General features: G+C 63.8%; 23 protein-coding genes and 2 tRNA genes. 9 read left to right on the forward strand and 16 right to left on the reverse strand.

Annotation, left to right across the window (positions count from 1 at the left end; translation table 11 throughout):
• Nucleotides 1-134: 134 nt before the first annotated feature.
• Both rho and trxA read right to left on the reverse strand, forming a co-directional pair.
• On the reverse strand, nt 135-1391 hold the full coding sequence (gene rho / locus VK98_RS09855) for a transcription termination factor Rho (protein WP_043591613.1): 1257 nt from the start codon (nt 1389-1391) through the stop codon (nt 135-137).
• 124 nt (nt 1392-1515) lie between these two features.
• Nucleotides 1516-1842, reverse strand: coding sequence for a thioredoxin TrxA (gene trxA, locus VK98_RS09860; protein WP_039755088.1), 327 nt, complete (start codon nt 1840-1842; stop codon nt 1516-1518).
• Between the two features lie 225 nt (nt 1843-2067).
• Here trxA and fabI point away from each other — a divergent pair, with 225 nt between their 5' ends.
• On the forward strand, nt 2068-2856 hold the full coding sequence (gene fabI / locus VK98_RS09865; RefSeq protein WP_043591772.1) for an enoyl-ACP reductase FabI: 789 nt from the start codon (nt 2068-2070) through the stop codon (nt 2854-2856).
• Between the two features lie 197 nt (nt 2857-3053).
• Here the strand turns inward: fabI and VK98_RS09870 are convergent, their stop codons facing one another.
• Nucleotides 3054-3449, reverse strand: coding sequence for a nuclear transport factor 2 family protein (locus VK98_RS09870; RefSeq protein WP_048413866.1), 396 nt, complete (start codon nt 3447-3449; stop codon nt 3054-3056).
• 219 nt (nt 3450-3668) lie between these two features.
• On the opposite strand from VK98_RS09870, the gene VK98_RS09875 reads away from it, so the two are divergent.
• Nucleotides 3669-4424 (forward strand): helix-turn-helix transcriptional regulator, encoded by a 756-nt coding sequence (locus tag VK98_RS09875; RefSeq protein ID WP_048413867.1) that lies wholly within the window; start codon nt 3669-3671, stop codon nt 4422-4424.
• Here the strand turns inward: VK98_RS09875 and VK98_RS09880 are convergent.
• On the reverse strand, nt 4402-5499 hold the full coding sequence (locus VK98_RS09880; protein ID WP_082158872.1) for a polyamine ABC transporter substrate-binding protein: 1098 nt from the start codon (nt 5497-5499) through the stop codon (nt 4402-4404). The two genes, VK98_RS09875 and VK98_RS09880, sit on opposite strands and share 23 nt — an antisense overlap.
• 30 nt (nt 5500-5529) lie before the next feature.
• On the reverse strand, nt 5530-6933 hold the full coding sequence (locus tag VK98_RS09885) for an FAD-binding oxidoreductase (protein WP_048413868.1): 1404 nt from the start codon (nt 6931-6933) through the stop codon (nt 5530-5532).
• Between the two features lie 102 nt (nt 6934-7035).
• Here VK98_RS09885 and VK98_RS09890 point away from each other — a divergent pair, with 102 nt between their 5' ends.
• Both VK98_RS09890 and VK98_RS09895 read left to right on the forward strand, forming a co-directional pair.
• Nucleotides 7036-7602 (forward strand): GNAT family N-acetyltransferase, encoded by a 567-nt coding sequence (locus tag VK98_RS09890; RefSeq protein ID WP_048413869.1) that lies wholly within the window; start codon nt 7036-7038, stop codon nt 7600-7602.
• A gap of 161 nt (nt 7603-7763) precedes the next feature.
• The gene (locus VK98_RS09895) at nt 7764-9335 is read left to right on the forward strand and encodes a hypothetical protein (protein ID WP_048413870.1); all 1572 of its coding nucleotides are present in this window, start codon (nt 7764-7766) and stop codon (nt 9333-9335) included.
• A gap of 51 nt (nt 9336-9386) precedes the next feature.
• Here the strand turns inward: VK98_RS09895 and VK98_RS09900 are convergent, their stop codons facing one another.
• The 11 genes from VK98_RS09900 to VK98_RS09950 all read right to left on the reverse strand — a co-directional run bounded on the left by VK98_RS09900 (nt 9387) and on the right by VK98_RS09950 (nt 17724).
• Nucleotides 9387-9686: a putative quinol monooxygenase gene (locus tag VK98_RS09900; RefSeq protein ID WP_048413871.1), complete on the reverse strand. Its 300-nt coding sequence runs from the start codon at nt 9684-9686 to the stop codon at nt 9387-9389.
• A 245-nt stretch (nt 9687-9931) separates the two neighbouring features.
• A tRNA-Pro gene (locus tag VK98_RS09905) sits at nt 9932-10008 on the reverse strand.
• A gap of 30 nt (nt 10009-10038) precedes the next feature.
• The gene (locus VK98_RS09910; protein WP_019103244.1) at nt 10039-10392 is read right to left on the reverse strand and encodes a MerR family transcriptional regulator; all 354 of its coding nucleotides are present in this window, start codon (nt 10390-10392) and stop codon (nt 10039-10041) included.
• Nucleotides 10373-10675, reverse strand: a complete 303-nt coding sequence (locus VK98_RS09915; protein ID WP_019103243.1) for an integration host factor subunit alpha — start codon at nt 10673-10675, stop codon at nt 10373-10375. Before VK98_RS09915 ends, VK98_RS09910 begins: the two co-directional genes overlap by 20 nt.
• 75 nt (nt 10676-10750) lie before the next feature.
• Nucleotides 10751-13108: a phenylalanine--tRNA ligase subunit beta gene (gene pheT / locus VK98_RS09920; protein WP_048413872.1), complete on the reverse strand. Its 2358-nt coding sequence runs from the start codon at nt 13106-13108 to the stop codon at nt 10751-10753.
• Nucleotides 13109-13129: 21 nt separating this feature from the next.
• Nucleotides 13130-14113, reverse strand: coding sequence for a phenylalanine--tRNA ligase subunit alpha (pheS, locus tag VK98_RS09925; RefSeq protein WP_048413873.1), 984 nt, complete (start codon nt 14111-14113; stop codon nt 13130-13132).
• Between the two features lie 154 nt (nt 14114-14267).
• Complete coding sequence (gene rplT, locus VK98_RS09930; protein WP_019103240.1) at nt 14268-14627, reverse strand: 50S ribosomal protein L20; 360 nt, start codon at nt 14625-14627, stop codon at nt 14268-14270.
• A 12-nt stretch (nt 14628-14639) separates the two neighbouring features.
• On the reverse strand, nt 14640-14837 hold the full coding sequence (gene rpmI / locus VK98_RS09935; protein WP_019103239.1) for a 50S ribosomal protein L35: 198 nt from the start codon (nt 14835-14837) through the stop codon (nt 14640-14642).
• Between the two features lie 168 nt (nt 14838-15005).
• Nucleotides 15006-15530: a translation initiation factor IF-3 gene (infC, locus tag VK98_RS09940; protein WP_081556240.1), complete on the reverse strand. Its 525-nt coding sequence runs from the start codon at nt 15528-15530 to the stop codon at nt 15006-15008.
• A gap of 41 nt (nt 15531-15571) precedes the next feature.
• Entirely contained in the window at nt 15572-17473 is a 1902-nt protein-coding gene (gene thrS / locus VK98_RS09945) for a threonine--tRNA ligase (protein ID WP_048413874.1), read from the reverse strand.
• Nucleotides 17474-17647: 174 nt separating this feature from the next.
• Nucleotides 17648-17724: transfer RNA gene (locus VK98_RS09950), tRNA-Val, on the reverse strand.
• 160 nt (nt 17725-17884) lie between these two features.
• On the opposite strand from VK98_RS09950, the gene tgt reads away from it, so the two are divergent.
• The 5 genes from tgt to VK98_RS09975 all read left to right on the forward strand — a co-directional run bounded on the left by tgt (nt 17885) and on the right by VK98_RS09975 (nt 23070).
• Nucleotides 17885-19000, forward strand: coding sequence for a tRNA guanosine(34) transglycosylase Tgt (gene tgt / locus VK98_RS09955; RefSeq protein ID WP_019103236.1), 1116 nt, complete (start codon nt 17885-17887; stop codon nt 18998-19000).
• Nucleotides 19001-19131: 131 nt separating this feature from the next.
• Nucleotides 19132-19458 carry a preprotein translocase subunit YajC gene (gene yajC / locus VK98_RS09960; RefSeq protein WP_043633815.1) on the forward strand — a complete coding sequence of 109 codons (327 nt, stop codon included), beginning with the start codon at nt 19132-19134 and terminating at the stop codon, nt 19456-19458.
• A 68-nt stretch (nt 19459-19526) separates the two neighbouring features.
• Nucleotides 19527-21374, forward strand: a complete 1848-nt coding sequence (gene secD / locus VK98_RS09965; RefSeq protein ID WP_048413875.1) for a protein translocase subunit SecD — start codon at nt 19527-19529, stop codon at nt 21372-21374.
• Between the two features lie 9 nt (nt 21375-21383).
• Nucleotides 21384-22319 (forward strand): protein translocase subunit SecF, encoded by a 936-nt coding sequence (gene secF / locus VK98_RS09970; RefSeq protein WP_048413876.1) that lies wholly within the window; start codon nt 21384-21386, stop codon nt 22317-22319.
• A gap of 106 nt (nt 22320-22425) precedes the next feature.
• The gene (locus VK98_RS09975) at nt 22426-23070 is read left to right on the forward strand and encodes a DedA family protein (RefSeq protein WP_048413891.1); all 645 of its coding nucleotides are present in this window, start codon (nt 22426-22428) and stop codon (nt 23068-23070) included.
• The last annotated feature ends 119 nt before the right edge of the window (nt 23071-23189 follow it).

Below are 23189 nucleotides of genomic sequence, written 5' to 3' on the forward strand. Positions count from 1 at the left end.
CGCGGCCTCGCTGTCGACGCCGCCATCGGTATTAACAAAAATCCCGCGCGCCGGGGCCTGAGCGGCGCCGGCGGACGCGGGCAAAAAAAATGCCAGGCGGCGAGCCTGGCATTGCTGAGCGTGTCCGAACGCTCTTAGCGGCGCATCGAGTCGAAGAACTGCTGGTTCGACTTGGTGGCCTTGATCTTGTCCTGCAGGAATTCCATCGCTTCCAGGTCGTCCATCGGGTAGAGCAGCTTGCGCAACACCCAGATCCGCTGCAGCTGATCCTGCGGAATCAGCAGCTCTTCGCGACGGGTGCCGGAGCGGTTGATGTTCAGCGCCGGGAAGATGCGCTTCTCGGCCATGCGGCGCTCCAGATGGATCTCGCTGTTGCCGGTGCCCTTGAATTCCTCGTAGATCACATCGTCCATGCGGCTGCCGGTATCGATCAGCGCGGTGGCGATGATGGTCAGGCTGCCGCCCTCTTCCACATTGCGCGCGGCGCCGAAGAAGCGCTTCGGGCGTTGCAGCGCGTTGGCGTCCACGCCGCCGGTCAGCACCTTGCCGGAGGCCGGCACCACGGTGTTGTAAGCGCGCGCCAGACGGGTGATGGAGTCCAGCAGGATTACCACGTCCTTTTTGTGCTCCACCAGGCGCTTGGCCTTCTCGATCACCATCTCGGCCACTTGCACGTGACGGGTGGCCGGCTCGTCGAAGGTGGACGACACCACTTCGCCCTTGACCGAGCGTTGCATCTCGGTCACTTCTTCCGGACGCTCGTCGATCAGCAGCACGATCAGCACCGCTTCCGGGTGATTGGCGGTGATGGCGTGGGCGATGTGTTGCAGCATCACGGTCTTGCCGGACTTCGGCGGCGCCACCAGCAGGCCGCGCTGGCCCTTGCCGATCGGCGAGATCAGGTCGATGATGCGGCCGGTGATGTTTTCCTCGGCGCGGATGTCGCGCTCAAGCTTGAACTGCTCGGTGGGGAACAGCGGCGTCAGGTTCTCGAACAGAATCTTGTGCTTGGAGTTCTCCGGCGCTTCGCCGTTGACCTTGTCCACCTTGACCAGCGCGAAGTAGCGTTCGCCGTCCTTCGGGGTGCGGATCTCGCCTTCGATCGAATCGCCGGTATGCAGGTTGAAGCGACGAATCTGCGACGGGCTGACATAGATGTCGTCCGGGCCGGCCAGATAGGAGGTGTCTGGGCTGCGCAGGAAACCGAAACCGTCCGGCAGCACTTCCAGGGTACCTTCGCCGAAAATGCTCTCGCCTTTTTTGGCCTGGTTTTTCAGCAAGGCGAAGATCAAGTCCTGCTTGCGCAGTCGGTTGGCCCCGTCGATCTCGTTGGAAATGGCCATTTCAACGAGCTCGGAAACATGAAGATGTTTTAGATCAGATAAGTGCATAGCAGCCGTAGGTCGACTCGGTAACGATTTAGCGGAACGCTGAATTCGGAGGGTGGCGTAAAAAATGGAACGGGCAACGCGTCAATCGCTACCCGTTTTGAGATTTTGCTGGAGAATAGACGCTTTACAGTTGGCTGTCAATGAAGGCGGTCAACTGGCTCTTGGCCAGCGCGCCCACCTTGGTGGCGGCAACTTGGCCGTCCTTGAAAATCATCAGTGTCGGGATGCCGCGGATGCCGAATTTCGGCGGCGTCAGTTCGTTCTGGTCGATGTTCAGCTTGACCACTTTCAGGCGGCCTTCGTATTCCTTGGCCACTTCGTCCAGGATGGGAGCGATCATCTTGCACGGACCACACCACTCGGCCCAGTAATCAACCAGCACCGGCAGGTCGGCTTTCAGAACATCGGTATCGAAACTGTCATCGCTTACGTGGTGGATCAGATCGCTCATGGTTTCCTCGCTATTTATTTGGTGGTGCATCGACTGCAATTGATGTGTGATGGTAGCAAGCGCGGACTGCCGGAGCAACCGGAAATCCGGCGCGCGCGGCCCGGTTTGCGCTTCGTTCTTTCCTTATATACCACCGGAAAGGCTCCGACCTGGCCGACAATGCCGCTGCTGAAACGCCCGGGCTTCGGTATAATGCGCAGCTGTTTATTCCGAGAAGGACTCCAAATGGGCTTTCTGCAAGGCAAAAAGATTCTGATTACCGGCATGATCTCCAACCGCTCCATCGCTTACGGCATTGCCCAGGCCTGTCATCGCGAAGGCGCGGAATTGGCGTTCACCTATGTGGTGGACAAACTGGAAGACCGCGTGCGCGAAATGGCCGCGGATTTCGGCTCCAAGCTGGTTTTCCGCTGCGACGTGCAGAACGACGAAGAAATCAATAAATTGTTCGCCGATCTCGGCAAGGAATGGGACGGCCTGGACGGCCTGGTGCACGCCATCGCCTTCGCCCCGCGCGAATCGCTGGAAGGCGACTTCCTGGACGCGCTGAGCCGCGAAGCCTTCCAGACCGCCCACGACGTGTCCGCCTACAGTTTCCCGGCGCTGGCCAAGGCCGCGCGCCCGATGATGCAGGGCCGCAACGCCGCGCTGCTGACCCTGTCCTACCTGGGCGCGGTGCGCGCGATCCCGAATTACAATGTGATGGGCCTGGCCAAGGCCAGCCTGGAGGCCTCGGTGCGCTTCATGGCCGCCAGCCTGGGCAAGGACGGCATCCGCGTCAACGGCATTTCCGCCGGCCCGATCAAGACCCTGGCCGCCGCCGGCATTTCCGGCTTCTCCAAGCTGCTGGCCATGGCCGCCGGGCAATCCTGTCTGCGCCGCAACGTCACCACCGAGGAAGTGGGCAACACCGCCGCCTTCCTGCTGTCCAATCTGTCCTCGGGCATCACCGGCGAAATCACCTATGTCGACGCCGGCTTCAGCATCAACTCGCTGAACGTGCCGGAAGCCTGATTCAAGCGCCGCCATATCGAATGGACCCGCCGGGTCCATTTTTTTTGCCCTCTCTCATCCGCCGCCCCGCCGTCGTTCATATTAGGGGGACGCCCCATTGCGAAATGGATAAGCGCGACGGCATCGCATGCAAAACGATGCCGCCGGCGTTCAAGACGCGCGAATGCCCGAACGCAACGTCATGCGGCCAAACCGCATCAGTGGCGAGACCCCAGATCCCTGTCCTCGGCCGCCCCGCTCAGCATATGCGTCAGTTCGTCGCAGGCGCGCACCATGCCGTCGCGCACGCGGAACTCGGCGATGACCAGCATGCGCACCTGGCTGCCGTCCCGCTTGTCGGCGGTGACCAGATGACGGGTGAACAGCCGTTCGCCCTGCTCCGCCCAGCTGAGGATTTCCAGGCCGACCCGGTGGCACGCCTGCTTCAGATGGCGCAGATGCTTGACGAAATCGGCGTAGTCCAGACTGCGGCCGTCCGCCTGCTGGCGGTAGTCGGGATGCACCAATCGCGCCAAGCGACTCTCGTCCAGCTCCGGGCGCAGCAACGCGCAGTCGAATAATTCACGCACCACGGCGATAGCGGTGTCTTGCATGGTCTTGCTCCTTATGGGGATACGATGTCGACGTTGGGCGGCGCGGCCAAGAGCGGCCAACAAACTCCGGATGCCGCGTTGCGCCGACCTGCCTCAGCCGCGAAACTGGTTTTTGTCAGCCTCTCTAAAGTCCGCGCCGCCACGATGACAGTATCCCTCCCCGCCGCGACGGCGCGTTATCGCTATAATGCCTAGCAATATCTCAAACAGGCCAAACCCATGTTGCTCGCCGCCGCCCGCATCCGCCACGACGCCGCCGATCCCGAAGCCTGGCACAGCCATGACAGCGGCCAGCTGAGCTTGCTGCGCCACGGCGTGCTGAGCATCGCCACCGACGGCGGCCGGCTCTGGCTGCCGCCCGGCCACCTGGCCTGGATTCCCCCCGGCGTGCGCCACGCCTCCCACCGTCACGGCCTGATAGACGGCATCAGCCTGCACTTCGCCGCCGCGGCCTGCGTCCGGCTGCCGACCAGCGCGCAAGCCATCGCCTGCGATGCGCTGCTGCCGGCCATCATGCGGCGCGCGCTGGACTTCGCCGCTCCGCCCCTTCCCGGGCAACAGCGGCTGCTGGAGGTCTTGCTGGACGAGTTGGAGCAATGCCCGCCCTTGCGCCTGAACCTGCCCTTGCCGCAAGACCGGCGCGCGCGCCGCGTCGCCGACGCGCTGGCGGACGCCCCCGACGATCCGCGCTCGCGCGACGACTGGGCGCAATGGGCCGGCCTCAGCGGGCGCAGCCTGAGCCGCCTGTTTCCGGAACAGACCGGGCTCAGCTTCCAGGCCTGGCGCCGCCGGCTGCGGCTGTTGAAGTCGCTGGAATACCTGTCGGCCGGCCAAGCGGTCGGCGCCGCCGCCTGGCGCTGCGGCTACGACAGCCCCAGCGCCTTCATCGCCGCCTTCCGCCGGGAGTTCGGCCGCACGCCGGCCCAGTTGCTGGGCCGGCCCGCGGACGTCTTCAGCGATAACTATTGTTCTTGAACTGATTGAACAGCCGCACCCGCTCCCTTTGCAGCGCCGGCGGCACCCGCCCCTGGCCGCGCAGCCTGGCCATCGTCGCCGCGTCCGGATAGAGGTTGCGGTCCGCCGTCAGCGCGCGGTCCAGCAGCGGCCGCGTCGCCGGCAAGGCATTCGGATAGAACAGCTCGTTGCTGATGTCCGCCATCACTTCCGGCCGCATCATGAAATCGAGGAAACGATGCGCGTTGTCCGGATGCGGCGCGTCCTTGGGAATGGCGAAAGTGTCCATCCATAATTCGGCGCCCTTGGGGGACAGCAGGTAGCGTATCTTGCGCGGGCTGTTGGCCTCGCGCGCGCGGCGCGCGGCGATGTAGGCGTCGCCGGAGTAAATCATCGCCGCGCAGACCTCGCCGTTGACCAGGTCGTTGATGGGCGAGGAGCTGAACACTCGCACATAGGGTCGAACCGCGCGCAACAGGCCGGCGACGGCCGCCAAGTCCTCCGGCCGGTTCAGGGCCGGATCCTTGCCCAGGTAGATCAGCGCCTGCACCACCACCTGGCTGGGCGAAATCATCATGGCGACGCCGCAGTCGCCAAGCTTCGCCGCATAGGCGGGATCGAACAGCAAGGCCAGCGCGTCGGCCGGCAGCGGCTGGCCGCCCAGCGCCCGCCGCGCCCGGTCTTCGTCGACGGCCACCGAGGTGGTGCCCCACAAATAGGGCACGGCGTGGCGGGTGCCCGGATCGGCGGCGGCCAGTTGCCGCAGCAGCGCCGGGTCCAGTTGGCGATGATTGGGCAGCTTGGCCTTGTCCAGCGGCTGAAAGACGCCGGCCGCCAGTTGATTGCCCAGAAAGCTCATCGACGGTCCCACCACATCGTAGCCGCTGCGGCCGGTCAGCAATTTGCCCTGCAGGATTTCATTGCTGTCGTAGACGTCGTAGCGGACCTTGATGCCGGTCTCGCTCTCGAAACGGCGCAAGGTCTGCGTGCCGATGTAGTGGCTCCAGTTGTAAACGTTCAGCACCTTTTCTTCGGCCGCCTCCGCCGACAAGGCCGCACAGCAAACCCAGATCACGGCTCCAATGCGTCGCAACATGACTGCCCTCCCCCTATCGCGCGCCGGCCTTCAGGCCAGCAAGGACTCCAGCGCCGCGGCCAGCCTGCCCGCTCCCCGTCGGGCCCAGGCCGGCGCGGCGTTTCCGGCGCACAACCTCTCCTCCAGCGCGTAGCCGCCGCGCAGCAGGTGATAGCCCAACCAGGGGACGGGTTCCGGCGCCCAGCGGCGCACCCGCTCCAAACGCCCCTCCGGCACGACCCAGGGCATGGAGGTCAAATCGCCGTCCCGCTCCAGTATCCATTCCGCCAGCGTGCGCCCCATCAGATTGGCCGCTCCCACGCCCTCGCCGCCATAGCCGCCGGCCATGGCGATGCCGGCGCGCCGGTCGTACATGGCGTAGGGGGTAAAGGCGCGCGCCACCCCCAGGGTGCCGCCCCAGCGGTATTGCACCGCCGCCGCGCCCAGCGCCGGAAACAGCTGGCGCAACAGACGCTCGCGCCACGCGAACTCAGCGCCGTCCGGATCGAAGTCCCACTGCGCGCGGCCGCCCAGCCGGTAGCCGCCGCGCGCGCCGAACACCAGACGCCCGTCCGCGCTGCGCTGGCCGTAAGTCACCATCCGGCTGAGATCGCCGAAGGCCTGCCGCCGCGCCAGGCCTATCTCCTCCCACAGCGCCGCCGGCAAGGGCTCGGTGGCCAGCAGCAGGCTCTGCACCGGCAATAGGCAACGCCCCAATAGAGGAAACTGATTGGCCGCGCCCTCCAGCGCCGGCACGATGACGTCGGCGCGCAGCTCGCAGCCGTCCAGCCCCGCCACGCCGGGAGCAAGCCGCCGTACCGGGCTGCGCTCGTGAATGCGCACCCCCAAGCGCGCCGCGGCCCGCGCCAGCCCTTGCGCCAGCCTGGCCGGCTGGATCACCGCGCAATGAGGCGAAAACACTCCGCCGCGCACATCGCGCGCGCCCAGCTGCGACTGCGCTTCCTCGCGCTCCAGCCAACGAAAGTCGGCTTCGCCGTGCCCCGCCCGCCGCAGTTCGCGCAGCCAGCGCCGTCCCGCCGCCTCCTGCTCCGGATAGCGCGCCGCCGCGTACAAGACGCCGCCATGGGCGAAATCGCACTCGATGCCCTCGCGCGCCAATACCGCGGCCACCTCGTCGACGATGCCGAACAGCCGCCGGCGCGCCTGTTCGCGCCGCTCGCCGTCCAGGCCGCGCAAATGGGCTTCCTGCCCGGCCAGCCCGCCGATCAGCCAGCCGCCGTTGCGCCCGGACGCGCCCCAGCCGCAGCTTTCCGCCTCCAGCAGCGCCACCTCCAGTTCCGGCGCCATCCGCTTGAGGTAGTAGGCGGTCCACAGGCCGGTATAGCCGCCGCCTATCACCGCCACGTCGCAGCGCGCGGACTGGGCCAACGGCGGCCAGCGCGGCTCGGCGGGGCTTTGATCCAGCCAGAGACAGGCTTGAGGCTGTGAAGACATGGGCTCTCCTTGTCGCCGCCGACCGGGCCAGGTCCGGCCGCGTCGTCAACGCTGTTATCATGAAGGTCGACCATACCCGTCCATTGCGAGAAGAGCCAGCTTATGGAGATTCTGATCTTTCCCGAAGCGGAAGTGCCCGCCGAACTGCGCATGCAAGTGCTGGCGCTGCAAAACCTGGCCTGGCCCGGCGAGCCGCCGGCCGGCCCCGATCCCGTCCACGACCCGGCGCTGGCGCCGCTGTCGCTGCTGCTGGTGGAGAACCGCCGGGTGCTGTCGGCGCTGGACATTCTCAACAAGCCGTTGCGCCACGCCGGCGAAGACTTTCAGGCCAGCGGCATCAGTTGCATGGTCACCCAGCCCGAGGACCGCAGCCGCGGCCTGGGGCGGCTGTTGGCCGCCTCCGCGCGCGAAACCATGCAGGCCAACGGCGCCGACCTCGGCGTCTTCACTTGCGACAAGCCCTTGCGGCGCTTTTACCAAAGCTGCGGTTGGAACGAGCTGCCCGGCGCCGTCTTGATCGGCGGCACGCCGGCCGCGCCGTTTCCCAGCAGCCAGTTCGACAAGGCGACGATGGCCTGCTTTTTCAGCGACCGGGCCAAGCGGATGGCCGCGCGCTTCGAGCATTGCGAGATCGCGCTCCATCCGGGGGAAATCGACCGGCTTTGGTGAGCGCGCCCTCCCGCCGCGGCGTCGCGCCCGGCCAAACAACCGTCCGGCGCCGTCAAAACATCGACGCGGAGCGGTAGAATCACGCCTTCCGCCGACAAGCGCCTGTCGCAAGCGCCGCCGGCCTTCCATCCAGCCCAATCCGCAAGCGGCCCGAGCCAACCATGACCGAAGCCTCCGACGCCATCGAAATCGAGTTAACCGCCCCCTACCAGGTCAACGGCGAAGCCGCCCGCGGCCAATCCGTCTGGCTGCTGGCCCGGCTCTGGCACGCCCACCATTTCGGCGACGGCGCGGTGTCCGCCTCCGCCTTGCGGCTGGGATTTCCCGGCCAGAACAATATCCGCATGCTGATCTCGCGCGCCTTCGCCGATTTCGCGCGCTGGGGCGTGCAAGCGGGCTGGGGCGCCGCGCGCGGCCAGCCCATCGCCACCCTGCCGCTGAACGGGCGCAGCCGCGGCCCGTTCTGGCTGGCGGCCGGCATGGCGTCGCGGCTGCGCTTCCGCGCCGACGGCGCCGAAGTGGAGCGGGATTGGCTGGAGCACTTCCTCGGCCTGCGCCGGGAACGGCCGGAAAGTCCGGCCGGCGACCTGTCCTACCTGATGCGCGATATGCGCTTCTGGCAACAGATGGCGCAAGCGATCCGCGATGAATACGACGGCTTCGGACGCCGGCCCAGCCGTCAGGTGGCGGAATCCTTCCACGTCGCGCGCCAGTTCGCCGGCGACGATTTTCAGCAGGCGCTGGCCTTGATGAAGGAAAGCCTGGCCTGGCGCCGCAGCGCCCAGCTGGATGGCAGCCGCAGCGCGCTGAAACGGCTGGACCGGGTGCTGGACGCCGGCAGCGTGCATCACGCCCACCCGACCTTCGCCGCGATGGCCTGCATCGTCAAAGCCTGGGAGCGTTATTCCCACGGCGACGCCGACGCGGCGCGGACCATGCTGGAGCATCTGCAAACCTCGCCGGAGCTACAGCCGGTATTCCGCTACAACCCGCGCGTGCGCTTCGAATGCCTGAACCTGATGGCCCTGTTGCACAAGCACGCCGCCACCAGCGGCGCCGGCGTCGCGCGCCAGCAAGGCGAGGCCGGCGCGGCGCTGCAGGCGCTGAGCGGCGCGCTGGAGGCGGCTTACGAGGCGGATTCCATCGACGCCGCCCAGCATGTGGCCGCCAATATCGGCTGGTGCCTGTGGCTGTTCTGGCAGCAGAGCCTGATCGACCCGGAACGGGAACAACAAGTGGGCGCGGTGCAGTTGCAGGCGATGCGCTGGCTTGGGCTGTCCGAATGGATTTGCGACCGCTTCGGCTACGGCAGCGGCTCCGCCTGGAACCTGATCTTCATTCTGCGCATCGCCCGCGGCAACTGCCCGCCGCCGCGCTCGCGCAGCCTGGCGGCCTTCCGCGCCCAACAGCCGCTGTCGCTGGAAACCGCCATCGCGGCGCTGCAGCCCTTGCACGCCTCGCTGTCTCCGGCCAAGGGCTTCAGCCGCTGGTCCGCGGCGGCGGTACTGGCGCTGGACGAGCAGCTCGCAGGCAACGCCGCCTTCCCGCCCTTGCAGCAAGCCAATCTACTGCTGGAGGCCGCCTGGTTTCTGCTGCATGAGCAAGGCGCCGGCCAGGAGGCCGCCGACGCGCTGTCCCGCCTCCAGGCCTTGCTGCCCTCCCTGCGCCGCGGCGAACGCAGCTTTTTCAACGGCGAGCTGCAGCGGCTGCCAATAGAAGCGTCGCCGGCCTAGCCCTGCCCAAAAAAATAGCCGGCTAAGCCGGCTGAGAACGGATACGACCGGCTAGACCGGGTTCAACACATGCACCGACAGACCGGCAACCGCGCCCTCGGTCGCGGCGATGAAGGCGCGCAGCGCCGGCGCGTCCAGATGCCGGTCCAGCGCCGCCTTGCTTTCCCACTTCTCCATCACCACCAGGCTGTCCGCCCCAAACGGCTGCGGCGAATCCGCGTGATCCAGAGCCGGACCGTATTCGATGCAGCCCTCTTCCTCGCGCACCCGGGGCACGATCGCATTCAGTTCGCGCAAGATCTCGGCGCGCTGTCCCGGCTTGGCGGTAATCACGGCAACGACATGCAACATGGCAATCCTCACAAAAGTCGACGACACGCGGCCGCGCGCATTTGCGACGGCCGCTGGAATACGGCAAGCACGGGGGGAAATGGTTCGCCGCCGCCGGCCGCGCAATGGGAGATTCGGCGGAATCAACCGCCTCAGTTTGACCGCGAAGAGGGATGATATTAGAAGGATTTCTAATATTTTACAGAGAAAATAAAAAAAGCCCTGCAAATGCAGAGCTTTAAATATTTGATACTTTTGGAATTCTTTGGTCGGGGCGAGAAGATTCGAACTTCCGACCCCCTGCACCCCATGCAGGTGCGCTACCAGGCTGCGCTACGCCCCGACTCGAGAGAAACGTATTCTAAACTGCTTTTTAATTTTTGCCAAGCCCTGAATCGAGCCATTCCAAAATTGCCTCCAGCTCGGTTCTCACCTCCTGAGCCGTGGCCGGACGCACTTCCTGGCCGTCCGCGCCCAGGCGCTGGCGCGCCCCGTGAATGGTAAACCCGTCGTCATATAACAAACCGCGAATGCGCCTGACCAATAACACTTCGTGATGTTGGTAATAGCGGCGGTTGCCGCGGCGCTTCACCTGGCGCAATTGGGAGAACTCCTGCTCCCAATAGCGCAGCACATGCGGCTTGACGCCGGTGAGCTCGCTCACTTCGCTGATGGTGAAGTAACGCTTGGACGGTATCGACGGCAGATCAGCCTTGCTTGTTGGCATGGAATTGCTCGACCATTCCCTTGAGTTTCTGACTAGCGTGGAACGTTACCACACGTCGCGCGGTGATGGGAATCTCTTCCCCGGTCTTGGGGTTGCGGCCCGGACGCTGCGGCTTGTCGCGCAATTGGAAATTGCCGAAACCGGACAATTTGACGGAATCGCCGGACTCCAGAGCCTGGCGGATTTCCTCAAAGAACGATTCAACCATGTCCTTGGCTTCACGCTTGTTCAGTCCCACTTGATCGAACAGCATGTCGGCCAGCTCAGCCTTGGTCAAAGTCATGTCACCCTCTCACACATCAATATTTCTAATCATTCAAAAGCCCGCCGACCACGCGGCGGGCTCCACGCCTTGGGCTCAGCGCAGCTGAGCGCCCAGCTCGGCGGCTACGCCGTCCAGCAGGGCCTTGAGCGCCGGCTCCACGTCTTCGTCGGTCAGCGTGCGGCTATTGTCCTGCAACATCACGCGGAAGGCCAGACTCTTCTTGCCTTCTTCCACGCCTTTGCCGCGATACACGTCGAACAAAGCCACTTCGCTGACGATGGCGGCGCCGTGCTTGGCGAAGCAGGCCAACAATTGGGCCGTTTCCACCGCCTCGTCCACCACCAGGGCCAGATCGCGGCGCACCGCCTGGAACTTGCTCACCGGCTGCGCCTTGATCGGCCGCCGCGCTTCCGCCGCCGCCAGGTCCAGCTCGAACAACACCGGCGCGCTGGACAGATCGTATTGCTGCGCCCACTTGGGATGCAGTTCGCCGATCACGCCCACCACGACGCCGTCCACCAGCACTTCGGCGCAGCGGCCCGGATGGAAGGCCGGATGCGCGGCCTTGCGGAAGCTGGCTTGTTGCGGATGCAACAGCGCCTCGACATCGGCTTTGACGTCGAAGAAATCAACGCGCTCGGCCTTGGCGCCCCATTGCTCGGGCAGACGCGGACCCCAGGCGAGGCCGGCCACTTTTTCCGGCTGGTCGAACCAGTCGGCGGATTTCTTGAACACGCGCGCCACTTCGAACACGCGCACGCGCGGCTGCTTGCGGTTGAGGTTGCCCACCAGCACGTCGACCAGGCCGCCGATCAGCGTGGAGCGCATCACGCTCATCTGCGAGGCGATCGGGTTGATCAGCCGCACCGGCTGCTCGTTGGCGGCGAAATCGCGCTCCCAGGCTTCGTCTACAAAAGCGTAGCTGACGATTTCCTGGTAGTCGCGGCCCGCCAGCAGGTGGCGGATCTGATCGCGCGGGCGCAGCTCTTCGCGCTGCGCCAGCATGCGCATGCCGGAGCGCGGCGCGTCGGACGGGATCGCGTCGTAGCCGTAAACCCGCGCCACTTCCTCGATCAGGTCTTCCTCGATCGCGATGTCGAAACGGAAGGACGGCGCCTCCACGGTGAAGACCTCGCCGTCCAGGCGATGGCTCAGGCCCAGCCGGCTCAGGATCTCGCCGATCTGTTCGCTGCTCAGGGCGACGCCCAGCAGCTTGGCGCAGCGCGACACGCGCAGCTTGACCTCGCCGCGCTGCGGCAGTTCGGCCAGCGCCTCCACCACCGGACCCGGCTGGCCGCCGCAGATGTCCAGCACCAGACGGGTGGCGCGCTCCATCGCTTCGCGTTGCAGCTGGAAGTCCACGCCGCGCTCGTAACGGAAGGAGGAGTCCGAACCGAAGCCCAGCTCGCGCGCCTTGCCGGCGATCGCTTCCGGCGCGAAGAAGGCGCTTTCCAGGAAGATGTCGGCGCTGGCGGTCGTCACGCCGCTGTGTTCGCCACCCATGACGCCGGCGATGGCCAGCGCCTTGCCCTGGTCCGCGATCACCATGTAATCCGGCTTGAGCTTGACGGTTTTTTCGTTCAGGCACAGCAGCTCTTCGCCGTCCTTGGCCATGCGCGCGACGATGCCGCCGTCCAGCTTGGCCAGGTCGAAGGCGTGCATCGGTTGGCCTTGTTCCAGCAACACGTAGTTGGTGATGTCGACCACGGCGGAAATCGAACGCAGGCCGGCGCGCTCAAGGCGGCGACGCATCCACTCCGGCGTGGCGGCGGCGGCGTTGACGCCCTTGAGCACGCGGCCCAGGTAACGGCCGCAGCCCGACTTGGCGTCTATGCTCACCGGCAAGGCGTCGTCGATCACCGGCGCCACCGCGGGAATGGCCACCGGCGAGAGTTCGGCGCCGGTCAGCGCCGCCACTTCGCGGGCGATGCCGCGGATGGACAGGCAGTCGGCGCGGTTGGGGGTGATCTTCAGCGTGAACAGCTGGTCGTCCAGGCCCAGGTAGTCGCGTATGCTCTGACCCGTCGGCGCGTCGGCCGGCAGCACCAGCAGGCCGTCGACTTCGTCCGGCACGCCCAGTTCCTTGCCGGAGCACAACATGCCGTTGGATTCCACGCCGCGCATCTTGGTCGGCTTGATCTTGAAATCGCCGGGCAGCGCGGCGCCGGGCAAGGCGCACGGCACTTTCAGGCCGACGGCGACATTGGGCGCGCCGCAGACGATCTGCACCAGTTCGCCCGCGCCCACGTCCACCTTGGTCACGCGCAGGCGGTCGGCGTTTTCGTGCTTGGCCACTTCCTTGACTTCGGCCACCACCACGCCGCTGAAGGCCGGCGCGGCGGCGTTGACTTCTTCCACTTCCAGACCCGCCATGGTCAGCAGGTAGGACAGTTCGTCGGTGCTCAGCGACGGATTAACCCAGCTTCTCAGCCATTGTTCGGAAAATTGCATAGTATTCGGCTCCGTACGCGATCAGTTGAACTGTCTCAGGAAGTTGAGGTCGTTCTCGAAGAACAGCCGCAGGTCGTTGACGCCGTAGCGCAGCATGGCGAAACGATCGAGACCGATGCCGAAGGCGAAGCCGGTGTACTTCTCCGGATCGATGTTGACATTACGCAACACATTGGGGTGCACCATGCCGCAGCCGCCCACCTCCAGCCAGCCGCGTTCGCCCAGCACGTCGATTTCCGCCGACGGTTCGGTGAACGGGAAGAAGGACGGACGGAAGCGCACTTGCAGATCGTCGCGCTCGAAGAAACGGCGCAGGAAGTCGGTGACCACCGCCTTGAGATCGGCGAAGGACACGCCCTCTTCCACCCACAGGCCTTCCATCTGATGGAACATCGGCGAATGGGTGGCGTCGGAGTCCACGCGATACACCCGGCCCGGGGCCACGATCTTGATCGGCGGCTGATTGTTCATCATGAAGCGCGCCTGGATCGGGCTGGTATGGGTGCGCAGCACGTCGCCGCCTTCCACGTAGAAGGTGTCGGCCATCGCCCGCGCGGGATGGTTTTCCGGGATGTTCAGCGCCTGGAAATTATAGAAGTCGGTTTCGATCTCTGGACCGTCCGCCACTTCGAAGCCCATGGTGCGGAACAGGCCGGCGATGCGTTCCAGCGTCAGCGCCACCGGATGCAGACCGCCGCCGTTGCTGCCGCGCCCCGGCAGGGTCACGTCCAGCGCCTCGGCGGCCAGTTGCGCCTCCAGCTTGGCGGCGTTCAATTGATCGAGGCGCTGCTTGTGCGCGGCTTCGAAAGCCTGCTTGGCCACATTGATGGTGGCGCCGGCGGCCTTGCGCTCTTCGGCGGGCAGCTTGCCCAGCTGTTTCAGGAGTTCGGTCAACTCGCCGCTCTTGCCCAGATAGCGGGCCTTGACCTGCTCCAGTTCAACGAGATCGGCCGCCGCGGCTACCGCGGTCAGGCCGGATTGGAGAATCGCGTCAACGTTGTTCATCGTGTTCCACACCGTATGCGAAAGAAAGCTGGCCACACGCGCCCCAGAGCTCGGGCGAGTCTGGCCAACCGTCTTGATCTTGAGTCATGTTGCGGCCGGGCCGCATCAAAAAAAAGGGAGGCAAGATTGCCTCCCTTTTGATCCGTCCGGGCGATTAAGCAGCGAGGCTTGCTTTCGCCTTTTCGACGATCTGTGCAAAAGCCGGCTTGTCGAACACGGCCAGGTCGGCCAGGACCTTGCGGTCGATTTCGATAGAGGCTTTTTTCAGGCCGTTCATGAATTTGCTGTACGGCAGGCCGTTTTCACGAGCAGCTGCATTGATACGAGCAATCCACAGTTGACGGAACTGACGCTTTTTCTGACGACGGTCACGGTAGGCGTATTGACCGGCTTTCATCACCGCCTGTTTGGCGATGCGATAGACGTTCTTCCGGCGGCCGCGATAGCCTTTCGCCAGTGCGAGGATTTTCTTGTGACGAGCACGAGCGGTTACACCGCGTTTTACGCGTGGCATATCTTAGTCTCCTTAAGCGTAGGGCATCATTGCGCGAACAGAGGCCATATTGGTGCTATCTACCATGGTAGTGCCACGCAGTTGGCGCTTGTTCTTGGTGGTTTTCTTGGTCAGGATGTGACGCTTGAACGCGTAAGAGCGCTTTACACCACCATTGCCCAGTACTTTGAGACGCTTTTTCGCGCTCGACTTGGTTTTCATTTTCGGCATGGACTGCTCCTGCTGAATTTTGATTAGATTAGACGCGAGGTGGCTGCCGAACAAAGTCCGGAAGCGCTTGAAAAACCATCGTGTCACGCTTTTGGGCAGATCGTTGCCGACCTACAAAATCAACACGGCAGAGCGAACCCTGCCGTGTCAATTTGATGATTATACCGATTATTTCTTCTTCGGCGCAATCATCATGACCATCTGGCGGCCTTCCAGCTTGGGAAACTGCTCCACAACCGCAATTTCGGACAAATCGGCTTCGACACGCTTAAGCAACTCCAAACCGATGTTCTGGTGGGCCATCTCACGACCGCGGAAGCGCAGGGTGACCTTGGCCTTGTCGCCGTCAGCCAGGAATCGGGTCAAGTTGCGCAACTTGACGTTGTAGTCGCCGTCGTCGGTGCCCGGACGGAACTTGATTTCCTTGATCTGAACCTGTTTCTGCTTCTGCTTGGCTTCGTGACGCTTCTTGGACTGCTCGTACTTGTACTTGCCGTAGTCCATCAGCTTGCATACCGGAGGCTGCGCGGTCGGGGAAATTTCCACCAGATCCACGTCGCCTTCCTCCGCCAGCGCCATTGCCTCACGCAGACTGACAACACCAATCTGCTCACCTTCTTTACCTACCAGACGAATTTCACGGGCGGTAATCTCGCCGTTGATCCGTGCTTCGCGTTCCTGAGCTATAGCCAAATCTCCTATTAATCTAAACTTAATGCCTGCCGCCGCCGGAATCAGGCCTCAGGCATCTCAGCCTTGAGGCGCGCGATCAGCGCATCCAGCGTAAGCTGCCCCAGGTCTTCCCCGCGGGAGCGAACGGCAACCAACTCGCCAGCCTTCTCTTTGTCGCCGACGATGATCTGATACGGCAACTTTTGCAGACTGTGCTCGCGAATTTTATAGCCGATCTTCTCGTTTCTCAAGTCAAGATCGACGCGGAAGCCTTGTTCGCGCAGCTTGGCGGCCACATCGGCCGCGTATTCGGCCTGCGCTTCGGTGATATTCATCACCACCATCTGCACCGGAGCCAGCCACAAGGGGAAGGCGCCGGCGTGGTTTTCGATCAGAATGCCGAGGAAGCGCTCCAGCGAACCCAGCGCCGCGCGGTGCAGCATCACCGGGCGCTTGCGGCTATTGTCGTCGGCCACGTATTCGGCGTCCAGACGCTCCGGCAGCATGAAGTCCAGCTGCAGGGTGCCGCACTGCCAGGAACGGCCCAGCGCGTCCTTGATGTGGTATTCGATCTTGGGACCGTAGAACGCGCCCTCGCCCGGCAGCTCTTCCCACTCCACGCCGCAAGCGCGCAGCGCTTCGCGCATGCCTTCTTCGGCCTTATCCCAGGTGGATTCTTCGCCGATGCGTTTTTCCGGACGCAGCGCCAGCTTGATCGACACCTTGTCGAAGCCGAAACGGTCGTAGACTTCCATCACCAGGCGGTGGAAATCCTTGGCCTCCTGGTTGATCTGGTCTTCGGTACAGAAAATGTGGCCGTCGTCCTGCACGAAGCCGCGCACGCGCATGATGCCGTGCAGCGCGCCGGACGGCTCGTTGCGATGGCAGGAGCCGAATTCGGCGTAGCGCAGCGGCAGATCGCGATAGGAACGCAGACCGCTGTTGAACACTTGCACATGGCCCGGGCAGTTCATCGGCTTGACCGCGTAGTCGCGCTTTTCCGATTCGGTGATGAACATGTTCTCGCGGTAGTTGGCGGCGTGGCCGGAACGCTCCCACAGATGGGCGTCCATCATCATCGGGGTGCGGATTTCCTTATAGCCTTCGCGGTTCAGCTTGTCGCGCATGTACTGCTCGACGCTCTGCCACAGCTGCCAGCCCTTGGGATGCCAGAACACCATGCCCGGTGCCTCGTCCTGCAGGTGGAACAGGTCCAGCTGCACGCCCAGCTTGCGATGGTCGCGCTTCTCCGCCTCTTCCAGCATATAGAGGTAGGCGTCCAGGTCTTCCTTCTTGGCCCAGGCGGTGCCGTAAACGCGCTGCAGCATTTCATTCTTGCTGTCGCCGCGCCAGTAAGCGCCGGCCACCTTCATCAGCTTGAACACCTTGAGCTTGCCGGTGGACGGCACGTGGGGGCCGCGGCACAGGTCGGTGAATTCGCCCTCGCGGTACAGGCTCAGCACCTCGCCCTGCGGGATGGATTCGATGATCTCGGCCTTGTAGGCCTCGCCTATGCTCTTGAAGTAAGCGACGGCCTCGTCGCGCGGCAGCTCGTAACGCTCCACCGGGATGTCCTTCTTCGCCAGCTCGGCCATTTTCTTCTCGATCGCCACCAGGTCTTCCGGCGTGAACGGGCGCTTGTAGGCGAAGTCGTAGTAGAAGCCGTTTTCGATCTCGGGCCCGATGGTGACCTGGGCTTCCGGGAACAGCTCCTTGACGGCATAGGCCAGCAAGTGGGCGGTGGAGTGACGAATAATGGACAGGCCGTCCGCGTCCTTGTCGGTGATGATGGCCAGGTCGGCGTTGCGATCGATGGTGTAAGAGGTGTCCACCAGCGCGCCGTCCACGCGGCCGGCCAGCGCCGCGCGAGCCAGCCCGGCGCCGATGGATGCGGCCACTTCATGAACCGTTACCGGTTTATCGAACGAACGGATCGAGCCGTCCGGCAAGCGAATGTCTGGCATGTCAACTCCAACGAGGCGAGAGAGAAATTTTAGAAACCGAAAGATAAAAAAAAAGTGCGGCCTGAGCCGCACTTTTTTTGCATGAAACAACCCGCAAGGCTCAGCTAGCGTGAGTATGTCGGGTTGTGGTAGTTCGCAAGTTGTACACTTGTAACGCTCCATGCGTTTGAATTTTGGTAGGCACGATTGGACTCGAACCAACGACCCCCACCATGTCAAGGTGGTGCTCTAACCAGCTGAGCTACGTGCCTGTCGTCGAGCTGCGAATACTAAACAAGCCCGCCCTTCTTGGCAAGCGTTTTTTTCATCCATCGCCAAGGGAAAACTGCGACAAAGCCCCAGCGGGCGCGGCTTACGGTATACTAGCCGGCTGATTTTGCTAAACAAACATACCAGAGCAATCCCCGAATCATGCTGAAGTTTACCGTACACAAAACCTCCGGCGGCGCGCGGCGCGGCACGCTGGAGCTGAACCACGGCACCGTGGAGACGCCGGTGTTCCAACCGGTGGGCACTTACGGCTCGGTCAAGGCGATGAGCCCGGTCGAGCTGAACGACATCGGCGCTCAGATCATCCTGGGCAACACTTTCCACCTGTGGCTGCGCCCGGGCCTGGAGATCGTCGAGCAGTTCGGCGGCCTGCACGAGTTCATCGGCTGGGACAAGCCCATCCTCACCGACTCCGGCGGCTTCCAGGTGTTCAGCCTGTCCGACATGCGCAAGCTGACCGAGGAAGGCTGCACCTTCCAAAGCCCGATCAACGGCGACAAGCTGTTCCTGAGCCCGGAGATCTCGATGAAGATCCAGACCGTGCTCAACTCCGACATCGTGATGCAGCTGGACGAGTGCACGCCGGGCCAGGTGGACCACGCCACCGCGCAGAAGTCGCTGCAGATGAGCTTGCGCTGGGCCGAACGCTCGCGCCGCGCCTTCGACGACCTGAAAAACCCCAATGCGCTGTTCGGCATCGTGCAGGGCAACCTTTATACCGATTTGCGCCAGGAATCGCTGGAGGGCCTGATGCAGGTCGGCTTCGACGGCATCGCCATCGGCGGCCTGTCGGTGGGCGAGCCCAAGCCGGAAATGTACCGGATGCTGACCGAGCTGAAAGACATGCTGCCGGCGGAGAAGCCGCATTACCTGATGGGCGTGGGCACGCCGGAAGACCTGGTGCACGGCGTGGCCAACGGCGTGGACATGTTCGATTGCGTGATGCCGACGCGCAACGCGCGCAACGGCTGGATCTTCACCCAGTGGGGCGACGTCAAGATCAAGAACGCGCGCTACAAGGACGACAAGCGCCCGCTGGACGAGGAATGCGAGTGCTACGCCTGCCGCAACTTCAGCCGCGCCTACCTGCATCACCTGCATCGCGTCGGCGAGATTCTGGGCGCCCGCCTCAACACCATCCACAACCTGCACTATTACCAGGAGTTGATGCGCCAGATGCGCCGCGCCATCGAGGAAGACCGTTTCGAGGACTTCCGCCTGGAGTTCGCCGCCAAGCGCGCCCGCGGCGTCAACTGAGGAACCACCTGCGCGGTTGGCCTGTCACAGGCCTGACCGTTGCAAGCATTGGAAAAAGCGGACCAGCATGGCTACAATGGTCCGTTTATTTTGACCAGCCATAACAATACATAATCTAAGGGAGTAGTTTGATGTCCTTTATCAGCCCCGCCTTCGCCAACACCGGCGCCGCAGTAGGAGGTTTCGACCTGATGGGCTTCCTGCCTATGATCGCCATCTTCGTGCTGTTCTGGTTCCTGATGGTGCGCCCGCAGCAGAAGCGCATGAAAGAGCATCAGAAGATGCTGTCGGAAATCCAGAAGGGCGATGAAGTCGCCACCCAAGGCGGCATCGTAGGCCGCGTGGCCAAGATCGGCGAACAATTCCTGACGCTGGAAATCGCCAACGGCGTGGAAATCACCGTTCAGCGCGGCTCGGTTTCCGCCAAGCTGGAAAAAGGCACGCTGAAGTCCCTGTAAGGACTCGGCCGACGGCCACCGCAGCGCGCTGCCGGTGGCCGGTTCATTTTCTTTTCCCGAACTAAAACATGAACCGCTACCCTCTTTGGAAATACCTCGTCATTGCGGTGGCCCTGATCCTTTCCGCGATCTACACGCTGCCCAATTTCTACGGCGAGACTCCCGCGGTCCAGGTCTCCAGCTCGCGCCAATCCATTCCGGTGGACACCGCCGTGATGACGCGCGTGGAAGAGGCGCTGAAGGCGCAGAACATCTCTCCCGACGGCCTGTTCCTTGACGGCACCAGCCTGCGAGTCCGCTTCAAGGACGCCGACACCCAGTTGAAGGCGCGCGACGCCATCCAGCACGCGCTGGGCGACAACTACATCATCGCGCTGAACCTGCTGTCCGCCTCCCCCGCCTGGCTGACCAGCCTGAAGGCGCACCCGATGTTCCTCGGCCTCGACCTGCGCGGCGGCGTGCACTTCCTGCTGGAAGTGGACATGAAAGCCGCCATCGACAAAACGATGGAACGCTACGCCGGCGACCTGCGCCGCGAGCTGAAGAACAAGAAAGTCCGCTACGGCGCGATCAAGCGCAACGGCAACACGCTGGAAGTGCAGCTGCGCGACGCCGAAACGCTGAAATCCACCCAGGACGTGGTCTACCGCAGCCTGCCCTCGCTCACCGTCAAGAGCGACGACAGCAACTACCGGCTGACGCTGACCCTGAAGCCGGAAGAGATCACCAAGATCCAGGGCGACGCGGTCAAACAGAACATCACCACCCTGCATAACCGCGTCAACGAACTGGGCACTTCCGAGCCCATCATTCAGCAGAACGGCCCCAACCGCATCGTGGTGCAGCTGCCCGGCATCCAGGACACCGCCCGCGCCAAGGACATCATCGGCCGCACCGCCACGCTGGAAGTGCGCATGGTGGAGGACGATCCGAGCAAGATGGCCGACGCCATGGCCGGCAGCGTGCCCGCCGGCTACGAGCTGCTGGACGAAGCCTCTTCCCGCGGCGTACAGAAAATCCTGGTGCGCAAGGACGTGGAGCTGACCGGCGACAATATCAACGACGCTCAGGCCGGCTTCGACGAGAACGGCGCGCCCGCCGTCCACATCAATCTGGACGCCACCGGCGCCTCCATCTTCCGCCAGGTGACTGCCGAGAACATCGGCCGCCGCATGGCAATGGTGCTGGTGGAAAAAGGCCGCGCCGAAGTGGTCACCGCGCCGGTGATCCGCTCCGAAATCGGCGGCGGCCGCGTGCAGATCTCCGGCAGCATGAACCCGGCCGAAGCCAACGACACCGCGCTGCTGTTGCGCGCCGGTTCGCTGGCCGCGCCGATGAACATCGTCGAAGAGCGCACCGTCGGTCCCAGCCTGGGTCAGGAAAACATCGAGAAGGGCTTCCACGCCACGCTGTGGGGCTTCGCCGCCATCGCCACCTTCATGATCCTGTACTACGGCATGTTCGGCGTGTTCTCCGCGCTGTCGCTGGCGATCAACGTGTTCCTGCTGCTGGCGCTGTTGTCGATGATCCAGGCCACGCTGACCCTGCCCGGCATCGCCGCCATCGCGCTGGCGCTGGGCATGGCCATCGACGCCAACGTGCTGATCAACGAGCGCATCCGCGAGGAACTGCGCAACGGCGTGCCGCCGCACTCGGCGATCCAGGCCGGCTACACCCACGCCTGGCACACCATTCTGGACTCCAACGTCACCACGCTGATCGCCGGCCTCGCGCTGCTGATCTTCGGTTCCGGCGCGGTGCGCGGCTTCGCCGTGGTTCACAGCCTGGGCATCCTGACCTCGATGTTCTCCGCGGTGGTGATTTCCCGCAGCCTGGTCAACCTGTGGTACGGCCGCCGCCGCAAACTGACCACGCTGGCCATCGGCCAGGTGTGGAAACCGGAAAACAAAGGATAAGGACCGGACATGGAGCTTTTCCGCATCAAACGGGACATCCCGTTCATGAGCTACGGCCGGCTCACCACGACCATCTCGCTGGTGACCTTCCTCCTGGCCATATTCTTCCTGGCCACCCGCGGCCTGAACTACAGCGTCGAGTTCACCGGCGGCACCGTGCTGGAAGTGCAGTACCAGCAGTCCGCCGACCTTGGCGCCATCCGCGACAAGGTGGACGAGCTGAAGCTGGGCGAATCCACCGTGCAGAGCCTGGGCAGCAGCCGCGACGTGATGATACGCCTGCCCAACAAGCCGGGCGTCACCTCCGCCCAGCTGTCGGAAAAAGTGATGGCCATGCTCAAGGCCGGCGACAGCGGCGTGCAGCTGCGCAAGGTGGACTTCGTCGGCCCCAGCGTGGGCGAGGAGCTGGTGACCCATGGCCTGACCGCCACCATCCTGGTGTGCGTGGGCATCATGATCTACCTGGCCATCCGCTTTGAATGGCGCTTCGCCATCGCGGCCATCATCGCCAACATGCACGACGTGGTGATCATCCTCGGTTGCTTCGCCTTCTTCCGCTGGGAGTTTTCGCTGACCGTGCTGGCCGGCATCCTGGCGGTGCTGGGCTACTCGGTCAACGAATCGGTGGTGGTGTTCGACCGGATTCGCGAGAACTTCCGCAAGCCGGGCATGAAGGGCCACAGCGTGGCCGAGGTCATCGACAACGCCATCACCGCCACGATGAGCCGCACCATCATCACCCACTTCTCCACCGAGATGATGGTGGTGTCCATGCTGCTGTTCGGCGGCCCGGCGCTGCACGGCTTCGCCATGGCGCTGACCATCGGCATCGTGTTCGGCATCTACTCGTCGGTGCTGGTCGCCAGCCCGATCGCCCTGTGGCTGGGCGTGAAGCGCGAGCACATGATCAAACCGGTGAAACCAAAAGAGGAAGCGGTCGTCTGACCATTTCCCGCATAGAGCCTCATTGAAAAGGTTCTGATGGCTGGCCGGCTTGTCCGGCCAGCGCTACTTCCAACCCAAGTACCCCCAGACCGAGCGCAACGACATCATGGAAGCCATCACTTTTCTGATCGACTTCATCCTGCACATCGACACTCATCTGTCCCAGCTGGTGGCCGCCTACGGCCTCTGGATCTACGCCATCCTGTTTCTGATCGTGTTCTGCGAAACCGGGCTGGTGGTCACCCCCTTCCTGCCCGGCGACTCGCTGCTGTTCGTCGCCGGCGCGCTGGCGGCCATGGGCCAGATGAACCCGCACTTGCTGGTGCTGCTCCTGATCGTCGCCGCCATTCTCGGCGACGCGACCAACTACGCCATCGGCCGCAACGTCGGCATGAAGCTGTTCGACAAGTTTCCGCGCATCCTGAAGCCGCAATATCTGGACCGGACCCACGCCTTCTACGAACGCCACGGCGGCAAGACCATCATCTTCGCCCGCTTCGTGCCCATCGTGCGCACCTTCGCGCCCTTCGTCGCCGGCATCGGCAAGATGCACTACCCGCAGTTCCTGCGCTACAACGTGGTGGGCGCCATCGCCTGGGTGGTCGGCTTCACTTACGCCGGCTACTTCTTCGGCAACCTGCCCTTCGTGCGCAAGAACCTGGAATTGCTGATCTTCGGCATCATCCTGGTTTCCTTCCTGCCGGGCCTGATCGAAATCTGGCGCCACAAGCGCGCGGCCGCCCGCGGCTGATCCGTAGTAGAATCGACAAGGCCGCCCAAGACCTGTTCAAAGTCTCGCGAGCCAAGGCGAGCCAAGGCGAGACAAGGCGAGACAAGGCGAGACAAGGCGAAAACGGCTGAAGAAGCGGA

It is taken from the genome of Chromobacterium sp. LK11, assembly GCF_001043705.1.
Classification (GTDB): domain Bacteria; phylum Pseudomonadota; class Gammaproteobacteria; order Burkholderiales; family Chromobacteriaceae; genus Chromobacterium; species Chromobacterium alkanivorans.

Coding starts and splice junctions, on each gene's coding strand:
- rho (WP_043591613.1), bottom strand. CDS start 1,391: ATGCACTTATCTGATCTAAAACATCTTCATGTTTCCGAGCTCGTTGAA.
- trxA (WP_039755088.1), bottom strand. CDS start 1,842: ATGAGCGATCTGATCCACCACGTAAGCGATGACAGTTTCGATACCGAT.
- fabI (WP_043591772.1), top strand. CDS start 2,068: ATGGGCTTTCTGCAAGGCAAAAAGATTCTGATTACCGGCATGATCTCC.
- VK98_RS09870 (WP_048413866.1), bottom strand. CDS start 3,449: ATGCAAGACACCGCTATCGCCGTGGTGCGTGAATTATTCGACTGCGCG.
- VK98_RS09875 (WP_048413867.1), top strand. CDS start 3,669: ATGTTGCTCGCCGCCGCCCGCATCCGCCACGACGCCGCCGATCCCGAA.
- VK98_RS09880 (WP_082158872.1), bottom strand. CDS start 5,499: ATGTTGCGACGCATTGGAGCCGTGATCTGGGTTTGCTGTGCGGCCTTG.
- VK98_RS09885 (WP_048413868.1), bottom strand. CDS start 6,933: ATGTCTTCACAGCCTCAAGCCTGTCTCTGGCTGGATCAAAGCCCCGCC.
- VK98_RS09890 (WP_048413869.1), top strand. CDS start 7,036: ATGGAGATTCTGATCTTTCCCGAAGCGGAAGTGCCCGCCGAACTGCGC.
- VK98_RS09895 (WP_048413870.1), top strand. CDS start 7,764: ATGACCGAAGCCTCCGACGCCATCGAAATCGAGTTAACCGCCCCCTAC.
- VK98_RS09900 (WP_048413871.1), bottom strand. CDS start 9,686: ATGTTGCATGTCGTTGCCGTGATTACCGCCAAGCCGGGACAGCGCGCC.
- VK98_RS09910 (WP_019103244.1), bottom strand. CDS start 10,392: ATGCCAACAAGCAAGGCTGATCTGCCGTCGATACCGTCCAAGCGTTAC.
- VK98_RS09915 (WP_019103243.1), bottom strand. CDS start 10,675: ATGACTTTGACCAAGGCTGAGCTGGCCGACATGCTGTTCGATCAAGTG.
- pheT (WP_048413872.1), bottom strand. CDS start 13,108: ATGCAATTTTCCGAACAATGGCTGAGAAGCTGGGTTAATCCGTCGCTG.
- pheS (WP_048413873.1), bottom strand. CDS start 14,113: ATGAACAACGTTGACGCGATTCTCCAATCCGGCCTGACCGCGGTAGCC.
- rplT (WP_019103240.1), bottom strand. CDS start 14,627: ATGCCACGCGTAAAACGCGGTGTAACCGCTCGTGCTCGTCACAAGAAA.
- rpmI (WP_019103239.1), bottom strand. CDS start 14,837: ATGCCGAAAATGAAAACCAAGTCGAGCGCGAAAAAGCGTCTCAAAGTA.
- thrS (WP_048413874.1), bottom strand. CDS start 17,473: ATGCCAGACATTCGCTTGCCGGACGGCTCGATCCGTTCGTTCGATAAA.
- tgt (WP_019103236.1), top strand. CDS start 17,885: ATGCTGAAGTTTACCGTACACAAAACCTCCGGCGGCGCGCGGCGCGGC.
- yajC (WP_043633815.1), top strand. CDS start 19,132: ATGTCCTTTATCAGCCCCGCCTTCGCCAACACCGGCGCCGCAGTAGGA.
- secD (WP_048413875.1), top strand. CDS start 19,527: ATGAACCGCTACCCTCTTTGGAAATACCTCGTCATTGCGGTGGCCCTG.
- secF (WP_048413876.1), top strand. CDS start 21,384: ATGGAGCTTTTCCGCATCAAACGGGACATCCCGTTCATGAGCTACGGC.
- VK98_RS09975 (WP_048413891.1), top strand. CDS start 22,426: ATGGAAGCCATCACTTTTCTGATCGACTTCATCCTGCACATCGACACT.